Here is a 14,198-nt window from a genome sequence, read left to right as displayed (position 1 = left end):
GCTAGGGTTGAAAGAGAACAGAGCCTTATGCCGCGGGCGAACCTGTGCATGGGCCGACATCATCCCGGCCGCCGCCGGTGACCCCCGAGGAGTTTTGCCCTTTATGTTCAGCACGATGTCAATTGCCCCATCCCTCGCATCCGAGCCCGACGGCGTCAGCATTACGGGCATTGTGATCAGCCTTGGCGTCGGAATCACGATCTGGCTGGTGGCCACCTTCGTAATCTCCCGGATCAGCAAGCGGGTGGCGTCGGGCACCAATTTCTTCAAGAAACCGCACTTCAAGTGGGTTGCCCCCGCCCTCCGGGCCCTGGATCACGAGCGCCGCGTGCAGCGGGCGGAAACCATCGGTTCCCTGCTCAACAGCATCGTGGGAGTTCTGGTGGCCGTGATCACCACCATGTATGTGCTGCAGAACCTGGACATCGATATCGCCCCGCTGCTGACCAGCGTGGGGATCCTGGGTATCGCCATCGGTTTTGGCGCCCAGCAGCTGATCCGCGATTTCCTCGCCGGCATCTTCATCACGATTGAGGACCAGTATGGGATCGGCGACGTGATCGAAACCAGCGAAGTGGTGGGTGTGGTCGAGTCTATGGGGCTGCGCATCACCCGGGTCCGCTCAGAGGACGGCGCCATCTGGTACCTCCGCAATGGCGAGATCCTTCGCGTCGGCAACCGTTCGCAGGGCAACTACGTGCCGGTCCAGGACTCGGCGGTGCAGGACTTGCCGGAGGCCGCGCCGGACACTGCCCTGAGTGCGCCTGCCACCGAGGCGAAAAAGACAGAGCAAAAGGCCGGAGAATAGAGACATGAGCACACCCTCCGAGCCGCAGCAGCCACGCCAGCTTATGCAGAACGATCCATTCAGCCAGCCCGGCTATACGGACAACTTCTACGATGCCGTGGGCGGACACGGGACGTTCGTCAAGCTGATCGATGTCTTTTACGACGGCGTTGCCACGGACCCAGTGTTGCGCCCGATGTACCCGGAGGAGGACCTCGAGCCGGCCAAGCGGCGGTTCCTGATGTTCCTGGAGCAGTACTGGGGCGGGCCCACCACGTACGGCGAGGAGCGCGGCCACCCGCGCCTGCGGATGCGCCACATACCGTTCCGGGTCACACCCGAGGCCAAGGACCGCTGGCTGTTCCACATGCGGACGGCCGTCGATTCCCTGGAACTGCCTCCCCTGCACGAGGGAACACTCTGGGACTACATGGAACGTGCCGCATTATCCATGGTGAACAGCCCCTCGGACGCCTGACGCGGACTTGACGCCTTAGCGCGGACGACGACGGCTGGCCGGGTACTAGAGGCCACTGCCGGTCCGCGCCAGGACGTGGCCGCGCGGACCGCTGAGGCGGAACCAACGGCCCGCCCGGTAGAGCTTCTGGTCCGCGTCTGCGAGGAATCCCAGGGTGAGGGCCGCGAAGGCGGCTCCTGCCGGAAGGCCGGAGTCATCCAGGGCCCGGCCCCACACAGCGGCGCGTGCGTTGTTGACGATCAGTGCCCCCGGCTGGGCCGGCATGATGCCAGCCACTTCGGTGATGCCGGCTTCAGCTGCGCGCCGGAGTTCGGCATCCGAGAACGCACCCACCAGCTCCCAGCCAGTACGCGGCGCGCTGACCCCCGTCCACGATTCGGTGACGGTGGACGCCGGAACCGGCAGCTCAACGTCATCCTCCCCTGCCCTGGCAAGCCGGTCAAGGACGGCTGAGAGCGGCACCGTCACGTCTATCGCGGAAGGTTCCGCCAGCGCCATGGTGCGCAGGCCAAGGATGGTGGGGGTGGATTCACCCAGCAGCCGGGGCCGCAGCACGCACACGTAGGCCGCGAGAACGGAACCTGCGGCCTGAAGCCGGATGGCGCCGTCGTCGACCGTCTTGGCACGGGTGGTGAAGGTGCGCAGATCGGCGAGATCACGCGGATCGGCGAACCGGAAGGACTTCGTAAGTAGGTCAGACACATTAAGAACACTACCGGCTGAAGCTTGGTTGAGCAGCGGCGGGGCGACGTCTAGAGTCAATCCATGACTGAAGCCGAAACCGGACTGCTGGCGCCACCCAGCGGCGACCCCACCGAAACGCTCATCCAACTCCTTAACCTCGGTGAGCTTGAAGGCGCCCGGACCGATGAGGACATCTTCCTTGGTCCATCGCAGCAGCAGCCCCGGCAGCGCGTGTTCGGGGGGCAGGTGCTGGCCCAGTCGCTGGTCGCTTCCATGAGGACGGTGGACCCGGAGCGGTTTGTCCATTCCATGCATGGCTATTTCCTCCGGCCTGGCGACGCCAACAAGCCCATCACGTTCGGTGTCCAGCGCCTGCGTGACGGCCGGTCCTTTTCGGCCAGGCGTGTCCATGCCTACCAGGAAGGAGTGCCCATCCTTTCGATGATCGCGTCCTTCCAGGACCTAGACGAAGGCCTCGACCACGAATCCAAGATGCCCGCCGGCATTCCCGATCCTGAGTCGCTGCCGAGCACGGCCGACCTGCTGGGCAAGTTCGACCACCCCATCGCACAGCATTGGGCTTACGAGCGGCCCTTTGACATCAGGCACGTTGACCCGCCGCTGTACGTTTCGGCCAAGGGCAAGAAGGAGGCCCGGAACGCTGTCTGGATGAAGACGTTCGGGCCCATGCCCGATGATTCAAACCTGCACCGGGCCGCCCTGGCCTACGCGAGCGACTACACGCTGCTGGAATCCATCCTTCGCCGCCACGGGCTGAGCTGGATCACGCCCGGGATGAGTGTCGCCAGTCTCGACCACGCCATGTGGTGGCATCGCCCGGCCCGCGTGGACGAATGGTTGCTGTACGTCCAGGAATCCCCCAGCGCCCAAGGAGCCCGCGGCCTCGCCACGGGCAAGATCTTCAACCGGGCCGGGCAGCACGTTGCCTCGGTAGCGCAGGAGGGCATGGTCCGGGTGCCCACCGACCTGAAAAACAAGGTAGTTGGCGCCTTCCAGTCCAAAGTCCTGGAGCACCAGATCCGCAAGGCCGGGCGGGCCTGACTTTCCAGCAGGCAGCAGAAGGGCCGGCGCCCCTGACGGGGTGCCGGCCCTTCTTTGCGCCGATACCGACCGCGGCCGGTATCGGTCGCGGTCGGTACGGCAGCGGGATCAGTCGCGGGTGAGGCGGCGGTGGGTCACACGGTGCGGCTTGGCCGCATCGGGTCCGAGCCGCTCTACCTTGTTCTCCTCGTAGGATTCGAAGTTGCCCTCGAACCAGTACCACTTGGCGGGGTTCTCCTCGTCGCCTTCGTAGGCCAGGATGTGGGTGGCCACCCGGTCCAGGAACCAGCGGTCGTGCGATACCACTACGGCGCAGCCGGGGAACTCCAGCAGCGCGTTTTCAAGGCTGCTGAGGGTCTCGACGTCGAGGTCGTTGGTGGGTTCGTCAAGGAGCAGCAGGTTTCCGCCCTGCTTGAGGGTCAGGGCAAGGTTGAGGCGGTTGCGCTCACCACCGGAGAGTACCCCGGCCTTCTTCTGCTGGTCCGGGCCCTTGAAGCCGAAGGCGGCAACGTAGGCGCGGGACGGCATTTCGACGTGGCCCACCTGGATGTAATCCAGGCCGTCGGAAACAACTTCCCACAGGGTCTTGTTCGGGTCGATGCCGCCGCGGTTCTGATCAGCGTAGGAGATCTTGACCGAATCGCCGATCTTCAACTCGCCGCCGTCGAGCGGCTCCAGGCCCACGATGGTTTTGAAAAGCGTGGACTTGCCCACGCCGTTGGGGCCGATGACGCCTACGATGCCGTTGCGGGGAAGAGTGAAGGACAGGCCGTCGATCAGGGTGCGGTCGTCGAAGCCCTTCTGCAGGTTCCGGGCTTCCAGGACCAGTCCGCCCAGGCGGGGGCCCGGCGGAATCTGAATCTCTTCGAAGTCAAGCTTGCGGGTGCGGTCAGCTTCGGCAGCCATCTCCTCGTAGCGGGCCAGCCGGGCCTTGGACTTGGTCTGGCGGCCCTTGGCGTTGGAGCGTACCCACTCGAGTTCCTCGGTGAGGCGCTTGGCCTGCTTGGCGTCCTTCTTGCCCTGGACTTCCAGGCGGGCACGCTTCTTCTCCAAGTAGGTGGAGTAGTTGCCCTCGTAGGGGTACAGGTGGCCGCGGTCAACCTCGGCGATCCATTCCGCGACGTGGTCAAGGAAGTACCGGTCGTGGGTTACGGCCAGGACTGCGCCCGCATAGTTGGAGAGGTGCTGTTCCAGCCACAGCACGCTCTCGGCGTCCAGGTGGTTGGTGGGCTCGTCCAGGAGAAGGAGGTCAGGCTTCTGCAGCAGGAGCTTGCAGAGCGCCACGCGGCGGCGTTCACCGCCCGAGAGCAGTGTCACGTCGGCGTCCGCGGGCGGGCAGCGGAGGGCGTCCATGGCCTGCTCAAGCTGGGAGTCGAGGTCCCAGGCGTCCGCAGTGTCAATGGCCTCCTGCAGGTGACCCATTTCTTCGAGCAGGACGTCGTAGTCAGCGTCGGGGCTGGCCATTTCCTCGGAGATCTCGTTGAAGCGCTGGATCTTGCCGTAGATCTCGCCAACACCTTCCTGGACATTGCCCAGGACGGTCTTTTCCTCGTTCAGCGGCGGTTCCTGCAACAGGATCCCCACGGTGTAGCCGGGGCTGAGCCGGGCCTCACCGTTGGAGGGGATGTCCAGTCCGGCCATGATCTTCAGGATGGTGGACTTACCGGCACCGTTCGGGCCAACAACACCAATTTTGGCGCCCGGGAAGAAGGACATGCTTACGTTGTCAAGAATGAGTTTTTCGCCAACTGCCTTGCGGGCATTGGTCATTGTGTAGATAAATTCCGCCATGGTTCCAAATCTAGTGGGTTGGCGGGCTTAACTCACATTCGAGGCGTCAGGCAGCCGCCCCCACGAAGCACTTGCCGCTGGCCAAGGCCGGCAGAACGGTGACAGTGACGTTGCCGTCGCGGACCTGTCCCACCACACAGTCGGTGCCCTCCAGAACAGCGGCTTCAATGGCATCAGCTTCAAGCCCGGTGGGCGTCCGGCTAGCCGACACTTCAAGCGCGGCCGGGGAAATCCCGGCGCCGGTCAGGGCATCGGTCACCTGGACTGTGGCTGGCTTTGGTGTCCCCGCGGCCAGCCTGCCCAGCGCATCCGTCACCGTCTGCTTCATCACGGCCGTGGCCGGGTCCTCCGCCGGGGACGTCGCGGCCGGCTGGGTGGAGCCCGTGGTGGCCAGCCCCGAGGGGGTGGCCACTTCGCCGGGTGCGGCAGCGCCCTGACCGGATCCCGTGGGGGAGCCGCCGGTGCAGGCCACAAGGGCAAGAACCATCAGGAGGCTTCCGGCGAGCGCGGCGGGCGCCCGTCCCGCACGTGACCCAAACCGCCGGGAACGGGTGGTCCGGCTGGTGATTGGGGTTGCCTGCCGGTTGTCCGTCGCGCGATTCATGCCGCCATTCTGCCACGCGGCCAAGCCTGGGACGGAACGGTCCCGGCACGGGCGGACTGCCGGCACCGGGACCGCCCGCGTCCCGTGCGGTATCCAACGCCAGCACTTTCAGACGGTGGATCCGGCGAGCTCGCCTGTTTCAGCGTCCACCGGGATGTGGTTCCCCTCTGCATCCTCGTGGAAGACTGCCAACGCTGCAGCGTCGTCGTCAGCGTGCTCCCCTTCCTCCGGGTCTCCTCCGTCCTCGTCAGGATCGGAGGGGCCGATGCCGCTGCCCTCCGCTGCCGCATCCTGCCCTGCCGCGCCTTTGTCTGAGGCGACGTGCAGTCCGGTGTCGCTGGTACGGATGTAGTTGGCCGAACCCCGCTTGAGGTCGTGCCCCACGGAATCAGCATCGATTTCGGCCGAATGGTAGACCCTGCCGTCCTTCTCCCAGCTGCGCAGCTTGAGCCGGCCAACGACGATGACGCACTGGCCCTTCTTGATGCTGCAGGCCATGTTCCCTGCGAGCTGACGGTAGCCCTGGACGTTGAACCAGTTGGTGTGCGTGTCCACCCAGGTACTGGTAGCGCGGTCAAAGCGCCGCGCCGTTGAACCGAGGCGGAACGAGGCTGTGCCAACGCCGCCCGGAGTTGTGGAGGTCTTGATATCCGTGGCAACGAAGCCCCGGAATGTTTGGTAGTCACTCATCGTCTTGTCCTGTCTCGAAAGGTGGTGCCTTAGCGGCAGAACCAGCTTCCCGCGGACGGCTTCGGGCCGCGAGGGACAACTTCGCGCATGTGCATAACCCTGCCTGAAACCGCCTTGTTGAGGACAAGATCCAGTAGCGGGCTACGCTGACGCGGCTGCACGTCGGGGCAATGTAGACTTTTTATGCGCCGGATTTCTGGTCGTGGCGCCACGTGCCCCAGTAGCTCAGGGGATAGAGCAGCGGCCTTCTAATCCGCCGGTCGGGGGTTCGATTCCCTCCTGGGGCACAAGTTGAAGCGGCTCTGACCCGCGAAAACGCGGATCAGAGCCGCTTTGTTGTTTTGGCAAGCTCAGGCAATCCACCGCTTACCCACCGCTTTGGTCCCCGCCGTTGGCCGAAAGTTCCGCTTGATGCAGTGCTTTGATCGCTTTTTCTCTCGCACGCAGGGCATGCTTTTGCTTGAATCGGTAATTATCCACAGCGGCACGGGCAAGTCCTTGCTCATCCTTCTGCCAGCGAGCGTGCTTTCCACCTGCGAGCAGGTTTCCACCAAAGAATGTCGAACTTGTCGTGCGTCAGGGCGTAGCGCGCCGACCCCGCGGTGTTTTGAACGCTTCACGGCCCGCGGTCGTGGTTATGGAATGAAGATGTGGCCGCCCGTGTCCGCGCTGCACAGCGGGCAGATGATCGTCGTGGAGCGGGACGTGGCCTGTCTGGACGGAGTCGCGGTAGGAGCCCAGGAGTTTGGCCAGGGGGGAGTCCGGCGCGCTTGGCCTTGAGGTCGTACAGGGCGTTGTCGATCGCGGCGAGGGCCTGGTGGACACGCCCGAGCGGCCGAGGCGCCGGCCCAGAGGAGCTTGGTGTAGAACTTGCCGATGTCGTTGGGCGCCCGATGATGCCTTCGGCGACCTCCTTGGCCCAACTTTGATGGTGCCCCTGTTTCTGGGAGGGCTTGGCGGTGGCTTTTACTACGGTGCGGAACGCGTACCTGCGTCCGTGCCCGACCCCGACGTTGGAACGAAGTTCCAGTCGAAAGACCCGTTGTCTCGGAGTGTCATCCGAAGGAACCCGTGAGTGTTGCTGAACCGCTTCACGATGTACGACGGACTGTTAGTGAAGGGGCGGAGACCGATACCTCCCGTGGAAACCTGGAACGCTGTCATCCCGTCACTGACGCACCGGTCAGCGTTGTTCACCGGACATGACCGTTCGTAGTTGTGTTGTGACCCTGACAGGGTCAGGCGGACCCGGTGCTTCCACATCACGTCGATCCATGGCTTGTGGTCAGCGGCCCGCCTATGTTCGTCCGTGTTCGACGTGAAGTACGGTTCGTGGTAAACGACTGCCAGGTGCTTGCCCGCCGCCTCAGCAGCAGCGAGGTCGTTGTCCAGCCACGTCGTCAATTCCCGGGCCTGCACGGGGTTGTACCGCCAGTGCGCGGACGACAGGAACGCGAAGTGCCAGTTCCCGAAGTCCTTCGAGTACGGTTCCCCATTCCCGATGAACCCACGCTGCTGGTTGATCGCAGCCTTCTCCGGAGACCCCGGGCATTCTCCATTCATGAAGTTGTCGAGGTCTTCGTTGCGGCCGGGTTGCCAGTCGTGGTTGGGGGCGGACACCCAGTACAACTTGGGCTTCGTGCCACCCCACAGCGGCGTCCAGTAGTTCACGTAGTCGGCGCAGCTCGGGGTGTCGTACTGGAAGTCCCCGAGCCCTAGGAACGCGTCAATCTCGTTGTTCTGCACGAGCCGGGTGATCGCCGCACCGTTCTTACCGGACGGGCTGTCAGGCTCAAAGGTCTTGACGCCGTTCATGTCACCGACAGCAGCGATCCGAACAGGTTGCGGCACTCCCTCAGCAGTGTTCCCACCGCCGATAGCGAGGGACGCGGCCCAAAGGCCAGTGACGCCTAGGAGGAAAGCGGACGTTCCAGCGATAACACGATTGCGGCGCATGGGCGCGCGCCTCCCTTCGTGGGGGGTGTGTACTACTTCGGGCAAATTGGGGGTACGCCCGGTATGTCTACTTTCAAGTGTAGAACAACCCCGGGACGATCACAGGACATCACGGTTCTGGTCGGCGCACGGGGTCCCGTTCGCGGTGCGGGTACCAGTCCGGTACTTCGTGGTCCGAGTCGCCCACAGCACGTACCACGCGAACACCTACACGACACTGATAACGAGAGTGGAGCGCAGCAGGGTTGTTTCTGCCACGAACAACTCCACCGACGTACACAGCAACCCGAAAGACAGCGCGAGCGTCAACGTCAGCAACTTCTGAACCTCAGTGGGGGCCCGGCGTGACAGCGCGGCGTAGGGGATAACCCGCTGAGTGTTCCCCCATGGCCTCCATATCTGAGTGGATTCGCCTTCCAGAAGCCGCTCCTCAGATGAAGAACGCGCCCCTGTCCGCGAACCCACAGACTGATCCTGACTTCGGCGGTACCGGTACCGGTACTACTCGAGGATGGTAGGAGGACCACCGAGCGCCACGGAGGCCATGTTGAAAGCCTGCCGTGGCGCCAGCAGGAGCCCAGCGCCCTGAATCAGTCTCAGGCGTACGGCAACACGAGTTCCGCGTAGGGTTCCTTGACGGTCTCCACGACAGCGTCGCCGTCGGCGTCCCAGATCTCCTGATTGAAGATTTCAACCTCGACGTCGCCGGTATACCCGGCGTCCCTGACCCAGGTGCTGATCGTGGCGAAGTCGATGACGCCGTCGCCCATAAAACCCCGGGACAGCAGCGGATCAGCCGCGATGGGCATGTTGAAGTCGCACACCTGATAGGAGGCGATCCGGTCTTCGCGGCCGGCACTTTCGATCTGCGCCTTCAGTTCCGGGTCCCACCAGACGTGGAAGGTGTCGACGGCGACGCCCACAGCCTGCGCATCAAACGGGGTTGCAAGATCCAGGGCCTGGCCCAGGGTGGAGATAAACTGCGCGGTCCGCTGCGTACATGGGGTGCAGTGGCTCCAGCACCAGCCGGATGCCGTTCTCGACGGCGAACGGGGCCAGGTCCGCGAGGCGGTCAGCAACGCGCTGGCGGGCAGCCACCACGTCCTTCTCCCCCGGCGCCAGACCGCCGACCACCAAGAAGAGTTCCCTGGTGTCCAGCGCCACGGCTTCGAGGATCGCCGCGCGGTTGCCGGCCAGGGCGGCGGCCTGGCCGTCGGCGTCGTCCGCTGTCAGGAACCCGCCGCGGCACAGGGAGGAGACCCGGAGGCCGGCATCCTTGATCAGCTTGGCGGCTGGCAAGCGCTTTCCCTGGGTATCTCCAAACTGCCATACTGAAGTCGGCGCCCTCAGCGCTGTAAGTCTGTACGAACAGGAGAAGCTGTGGCTGCAAGTACCCTCACCGAGGTGGCCCGGCTGGCGGGCGTTTCGCCGGCCACCGCCTCCCGCGTGCTGAACGGCTCCGCCCGGATACCCGGCAAGGATATTGCGGACCGGGTGCGCCAGGCTGCCGAATCCCTCGGCTACATTCCCAACGCCCAGGCACAGGGGCTGGCCAAGTCCAGCTCCGGGCTGATCGGGCTGATCGTGCACGACATCGCCGATCCGTACTTTGCAGCCATTGCCCGCGGCGTCCAGGAAGCCGCGAGGGAACAGCACAAGATGGTGCTGCTGGCCACCACCGAGGACGCTCCTGAGAGTGAAAAGGAAGCCGTGGCTGCATTCGCCGCGCGCCGCGCCGATTCCATTGTGATCGCAGGATCGCGGACATCCCGCGCCGAGGACCGGGAGGGCAACACCGAACTCGCTGCGGAACTGGACCGCTACTGCCGCAACGGCGGCCACGTGGGCGTGATCGGCCATGGGATTGTGGGCGCCACGGCAGCGGACGGCTACCACGTGGTGAGTGTGCCCAATGAGGAGCTGGCCGCGCAGCTCGCGACTGGGCTGGCCGCGTCGCGGGAAGAAGACTTCGTCATCGTCGGCGGCCCGGAAGGGCTGTTCACGTCCGACGACCGGATCCGTGGGTTCCAGCGCGGCCTTGCCAGCGCAGGCGTGACTGCCGCGGACGTCATCCGCACGGACTTCAACCGTGCCGGCGGCTTCGAGGCCGGCCTTGCCCTGGCTGCACGGATCACAGCATCCCAACCCGGGAGCGAGACAAAAAGGCTCTGCATCTTTGCCGTCAACGATGTCATGGCAATCGGGGCCGCCGCCGCGCTGCGCTCCCAGGGACTGCGGATCCCGCGCGACGCCGCCGTTGCCGGTTTCGACGATATTGAGACCCTGCGCGATTTCCGACCGGCCCTCTCCACAGTGCACCTTCCCCTGGAGGAGATCGGACGGCAGGCCGCACGCAGCGCAGCGGGCCTGCCGTCCGACGGTGCCGGATCGTCCCCGATAACCGGCCACGCCATACTCCGGCGCAGCACAGAAGTGGCACAACCGAGCAGCGCCGAGTCGGTGGCCTGACCAGTATGGTTGATGGGCCAGCCCCGTGCCCGGCCTGACGACAGCCGCGGCGCAGTGGAACGACGTCGAGCGGTTGTTCAGCCGCCCCGGGGAACCGTCCCGCTGCTCGTGCCGGTTCTTTGCCCTCACCGGTCCGGAGTACTCCGCGCTGGAGCCCCCGGACCTGCTACCCAAGTGTGCTTCGCTCCCGGGTCCTCCGACTGGCGGAACCATCAGGAGGGCCCGATTCCGCACCAGCACCACCCGACGCGCCCGGCGGGGTGTGGTCAGTGACCTGCTTTGTGGTCGCCGCCGGCCACCGCCGGAGCGACGTGGCCGACGCCCTGCTGCGCGCCGCCGTCGAGCATGCCCGGCTCAATGGTGCAGACGTTGTGGAAGGCTACCCGGTGGACCGCGCACAGCGGCCCAAAGCGGGACCCGCAGACCTCTACCACGGCACGCTGAACCTTTTCCTGCGCGCCGGGTTCACAGTGGTCAGCAGTGCCGTCCCGGGGCGGGTCGTGGTGCGCCTGAGCCTAACCGGACCTAAGGGAGCGTAAGGATCAGCGGGCCATCGGCAGTGATGGCCACCGTGTGTTCGCTGTGGGCAGCCCGGCGTCCGTTGGCGGAGCGCAGCGTCCATTCGTCGTCGTCGTGGTAGTAGTCGTCCTTGCGGCCCAGGATCAGCATGGGCTCGATGGCGATGACCAGCCCCTCGGTGAGCTTGATACCGCGTCCCGGCCTGCCGTCGTTGGGCACCGGCGGTTCGGCATGCATGGTGCGGCCGATCCCGTGGCCGCCGTGGTCAGCCAGCAGACCGTAGCCCGCCCGCCGCGCTGCGCCGCCGATCGCGTAGGCAAGATCGCCCATTTTGTTGCCGATCCGGGCTGCCTCGATCCCGCGTGCCAAGGCGGCCTCCGTGGCATCAATGAGGGCCTGGTCCACAGGATCGGGTGTTCCCACGATGAAACTTATGGCCGCATCGCCGCACCAGCCCTCCAGGAATGCCCCGCAGTCCACGCTGAGCAGGTCACCGTGCTGGAGTTTGTATCCGTCGGGGATCCCGTGGACCACAGCGTCATTCACGCTGGTACAGATCACTCCGGGAAACGGAACTGAGGCCCAGCGCGGGTGGTAGTCCAGGAAGGCCGGTGTGGCTCCTGCCGTGGCAATCGTCTCGGCGGCCAGCGCATCGAGGTCACGCAGGGTGACGCCCACTCCGGCCGCCTCACGCACCGCCGCCAGCGTATTGGCCACCACCCGCCCGGCTTCGCGCATGAGGGCAATCTGCTCGGGAGTCTTGATCATGGACATGCAGGGAACCTCCGACGTCGGGTGGCACGGTCCAACGGAACGTGCAGTTTGTCTGGTCCCACTCTAGGGCCGTCCCGCTGAGGATGGACCGGCCGGCATTCAGGTCGCCGGCGCCTCGCTAAAGTTGCACCATGGACGGATTATCGCCGAACGAGGAATCGCTGGACAAGGAACCTTCCGACGCGGAAGCTCCGTCCACGGGGAATCCGAACCGCGAGCTGTTGGACACCGTCCGCGCGCTCCACGGTGCGCGAGGAACGCTATGCGGTCATTGACCTGACGAGCCTCCGAGTGGTGGCCCATGACCAGCTGATGCTCCCTGTCTATGAGGAGATCATCCGCACCGGCACGTGGTGGGACTTCGTGGACGGGGTATCGCATCGTATCTTCGGGCTTCTTCAGGCCCACCGGCCCATGATGACCGAATTGCTGCTGGCCTGGAGTACAGACCAGGACCTCTGGATCAGGCGGTCGGCCATCACCTCGCAGTTGAAGGCCAAAGCCCGCACGGATCAGGACCTGCTGCGGGCAGTGATCGAGCCGAACCTGGCGGACCCGGAGTTTTTCATCCGGAAGGCCATTGGCTGGGCGCTTCGTGAATACGCCAAGACCGACCCGGATTGGGTGCGCAATTTCGTGGTGGAAAAGGGCACACAGTTGAGTCCACTGTCCCGGAAGGAAGCCTCGCGGCATCTGGAACAGGGCACGACGGCGGGAATCATCGGCGCCGGATAACCGCGCCTGCGGAGACTAGATAACGGGGCGTTCGGTCACCGGCTCGGCCGACTTGCGGAAAAGACGTTTGGTGCTTGGATCCATGAAGATCAGGTACAGGGCAAAAAGCAGGCCGGTAATCGCCGCCGCGAAGCGGGCCAGTACCAGGGCAAGTCCCAGGTCCTCGGTCTGGAGGTAGGGAAATACTTCCAACTGGTCAGAAATGGCGTAGATCATGAAGAACGACACGATGAAATACAAAGCCTTGACCTGCCAGTCATTGCGGATGCCTGTCACCGCAAACAGCGGGATGAGCCATACCACGTACCAGGACTGGATCATCGGCGCCAGCACCACCACCGCCGCAAAGCCTAAGGTGAGGCGGCGAATCAGCCGCTCATGCTCACCCTTGAAGATCTGGAAGGCGACGATGCCTACGGCAAGTATTTTGCCGGCGTCGAACACCCAGTCTGCGAGCGTCCACCCGTCGAGGCCGAAGGCATTCGAAACGGAAGCGACCACCAGCCCCACCAGGCCCACCGGCGCGTACCAGATGAAGAGGCTGCCAGGGGCGGACAGCCCATTGATCCAGCCGAAGCCGAAACCATTGACCAGGCTCAGGCCATACAGAATGGCCAGGCTCAGCCCTCCTGTCAGTCCCCAGAACAGGAATTTCCGGGGCCAGCCAGCGTTCTTGCCTGCCCAGATCAGGCCGATGAACGGCAGGAAAACGATGGTGATGGGCTTGACGGCGATGGAAAGGGTGACGAGGACTATGCCCAGCACCACGCGTCTGGTGGCCGCGTAGTACAGCCCGGCAAGGGCCAACCCGATCATAAGGGCATCGTTGTGGACACTTGCGATGAAGTTGGTGAGGAACAGGGGGTTGGCCACAGTGAGCCAGAGGGCGCGGTGCGGATTGACGCCGTGAAGCTCGGCCAGCTTGGGCACATAGATGATGCAGAGGACCACACCAATCAGCGCAACCAGTCTGAAAAGCATCACGCTGGCCTCGGGCTGGACGTTGGTGGACCAGACCACAAACTGTTCAATCCACAGGAACAGCTGGCCGTACGGCACGGGAGCTTCAGTCCATTGTTTGTCGGCGCCGAGCTGGAAATAGTTGGACAGCGCCGAGATGCCGTTCTCGTAGGGGTTGAATCCCTCCACCATCAGCCTGCCCTGACCAATGTAGGCATACACGTCACGGCTGAAGAGCGGGACGGTGAACATCAGTGGAAGGCCCCACGCTGCGATGGCCTGCAGCGTTGCCTTTCGCGCCGCCGGCCCCCACACGCGGATCCGCTGGCCGAGCCTCAGCCAGGAGCGGACCAGGAGCATGCCGCCCACCGCAACCAGCACGATGGCCAGGGCAACGCCGATGGCCTCCGTGCGCATCCAGATAAAGATCGGTACCCGGCGGAGTTCGGAAACAGGAGCCAGCCAGCCGACGCCGAGGGATCCGATCACCATAAGGACCGAGCCGACAAGACCGGCAACGATGGGGGACCTGGCGTTATCCACTTCTGCCGCAGCGGACTCCGGGATCACGCTGGCGGCCATCTCCCCCGTTGCAGGCACAGGCGCCGTCATCTCAGGATCGTCCAATCTCTTTACACTCGGCGCTTCGGCCCCGCGGGCGGCAGTGGCCGCCCGGGCCGCGCAGGCAC

General features: G+C 64.6%; 13 protein-coding genes, 1 tRNA gene and 2 pseudogenes. 7 read left to right on the top strand and 9 right to left on the bottom strand.

All coding sequences use genetic code 11. From position 1 onward, the window contains the following. The first annotated feature begins 115 nt into the window (after nucleotides 1–115). Nucleotides 116–808 carry a mechanosensitive ion channel family protein gene (locus tag ACQCSW_RS09560; protein ID WP_426990517.1) on the top strand — a complete coding sequence of 231 codons (693 nt, stop codon included), beginning with the start codon at nucleotides 116–118 and terminating at the stop codon, nucleotides 806–808. Between the two features lie 4 nt (nucleotides 809–812). Beyond that, entirely contained in the window at nucleotides 813–1,265 is a 453-nt protein-coding gene (locus ACQCSW_RS09555; protein WP_426990516.1) for a globin, read from the top strand. 45 nt (nucleotides 1,266–1,310) lie between these two features. Here ACQCSW_RS09555 and ACQCSW_RS09550 read toward each other — a convergent pair whose 3' ends face one another. Continuing rightward, on the bottom strand, nucleotides 1,311–1,967 hold the full coding sequence (locus ACQCSW_RS09550; RefSeq protein ID WP_426990515.1) for a hypothetical protein: 657 nt from the start codon (nucleotides 1,965–1,967) through the stop codon (nucleotides 1,311–1,313). 63 nt (nucleotides 1,968–2,030) lie between these two features. Between ACQCSW_RS09550 and ACQCSW_RS09545 the strand changes: the two genes are divergently transcribed. Then, complete coding sequence (locus tag ACQCSW_RS09545; protein WP_426990514.1) at nucleotides 2,031–3,011, top strand: acyl-CoA thioesterase; 981 nt, start codon at nucleotides 2,031–2,033, stop codon at nucleotides 3,009–3,011. A 108-nt stretch (nucleotides 3,012–3,119) separates the two neighbouring features. On the opposite strand, the gene ettA is transcribed toward ACQCSW_RS09545, so the two are convergent. The 3 genes from ettA to ACQCSW_RS09530 form a co-directional block, all read right to left on the bottom strand. Then, nucleotides 3,120–4,802, bottom strand: a complete 1,683-nt coding sequence (gene ettA, locus ACQCSW_RS09540) for an energy-dependent translational throttle protein EttA (protein WP_426990513.1) — start codon at nucleotides 4,800–4,802, stop codon at nucleotides 3,120–3,122. Nucleotides 4,803–4,848: 46 nt separating this feature from the next. Next, the gene (locus ACQCSW_RS09535) at nucleotides 4,849–5,406 is read right to left on the bottom strand and encodes a DUF6993 domain-containing protein (protein ID WP_426990512.1); all 558 of its coding nucleotides are present in this window, start codon (nucleotides 5,404–5,406) and stop codon (nucleotides 4,849–4,851) included. Between the two features lie 108 nt (nucleotides 5,407–5,514). Then, nucleotides 5,515–6,096 carry a single-stranded DNA-binding protein gene (locus ACQCSW_RS09530; RefSeq protein WP_426990511.1) on the bottom strand — a complete coding sequence of 194 codons (582 nt, stop codon included), beginning with the start codon at nucleotides 6,094–6,096 and terminating at the stop codon, nucleotides 5,515–5,517. A gap of 214 nt (nucleotides 6,097–6,310) precedes the next feature. Here ACQCSW_RS09530 and ACQCSW_RS09525 point away from each other — a divergent pair. Next, nucleotides 6,311–6,383, top strand: a tRNA-Arg gene (locus ACQCSW_RS09525). 329 nt (nucleotides 6,384–6,712) lie between these two features. On the opposite strand, the gene ACQCSW_RS09520 is transcribed toward ACQCSW_RS09525, so the two are convergent. The 3 genes and pseudogenes from ACQCSW_RS09520 to ACQCSW_RS09510 all read right to left on the bottom strand — a co-directional run. Next, nucleotides 6,713–6,994 (bottom strand): hypothetical protein, encoded by a 282-nt coding sequence (locus tag ACQCSW_RS09520; RefSeq protein WP_426990658.1) that lies wholly within the window; start codon nucleotides 6,992–6,994, stop codon nucleotides 6,713–6,715. A gap of 71 nt (nucleotides 6,995–7,065) precedes the next feature. After that, nucleotides 7,066–7,947, bottom strand: a complete 882-nt coding sequence (locus ACQCSW_RS09515) for a hypothetical protein (protein ID WP_426990510.1) — start codon at nucleotides 7,945–7,947, stop codon at nucleotides 7,066–7,068. Nucleotides 7,948–8,648: 701 nt separating this feature from the next. After that, a pseudogene (locus ACQCSW_RS09510) lies at nucleotides 8,649–9,345 on the bottom strand (sugar phosphate isomerase/epimerase family protein); the annotation flags it as partial. Between the two features lie 87 nt (nucleotides 9,346–9,432). Between ACQCSW_RS09510 and ACQCSW_RS09505 the strand changes: the two are divergent. Continuing rightward, nucleotides 9,433–10,521 carry a LacI family DNA-binding transcriptional regulator gene (locus ACQCSW_RS09505; protein ID WP_426990509.1) on the top strand — a complete coding sequence of 363 codons (1,089 nt, stop codon included), beginning with the start codon at nucleotides 9,433–9,435 and terminating at the stop codon, nucleotides 10,519–10,521. Between the two features lie 269 nt (nucleotides 10,522–10,790). Continuing rightward, entirely contained in the window at nucleotides 10,791–11,060 is a 270-nt protein-coding gene (locus ACQCSW_RS09500) for a hypothetical protein (RefSeq protein WP_426990508.1), read from the top strand. Here the strand turns inward: ACQCSW_RS09500 and map are convergent. Further along, nucleotides 11,047–11,814 carry a type I methionyl aminopeptidase gene (map, locus tag ACQCSW_RS09495; RefSeq protein WP_426990507.1) on the bottom strand — a complete coding sequence of 256 codons (768 nt, stop codon included), beginning with the start codon at nucleotides 11,812–11,814 and terminating at the stop codon, nucleotides 11,047–11,049. The two genes, ACQCSW_RS09500 and map, sit on opposite strands and share 14 nt — an antisense overlap. A 249-nt stretch (nucleotides 11,815–12,063) precedes the next feature. Here map and ACQCSW_RS09490 point away from each other — a divergent pair. After that, nucleotides 12,064–12,549: pseudogene (locus tag ACQCSW_RS09490) on the top strand (DNA alkylation repair protein); the annotation flags it as partial. 15 nt (nucleotides 12,550–12,564) lie between these two features. Here ACQCSW_RS09490 and mptB read toward each other — a convergent pair. Then, complete coding sequence (mptB, locus tag ACQCSW_RS09485; protein WP_426990506.1) at nucleotides 12,565–14,121, bottom strand: polyprenol phosphomannose-dependent alpha 1,6 mannosyltransferase MptB; 1,557 nt, start codon at nucleotides 14,119–14,121, stop codon at nucleotides 12,565–12,567. Nucleotides 14,122–14,198: the final 77 nt, after the last annotated feature.

Source organism: Pseudarthrobacter sp. Y6 (assembly GCF_050156205.1).
Taxonomy (GTDB): domain Bacteria; phylum Actinomycetota; class Actinomycetes; order Actinomycetales; family Micrococcaceae; genus Arthrobacter.
Note: the sequence above shows the minus strand (reverse complement) of the source record. Positions and strands in the feature narration are given on the sequence as shown.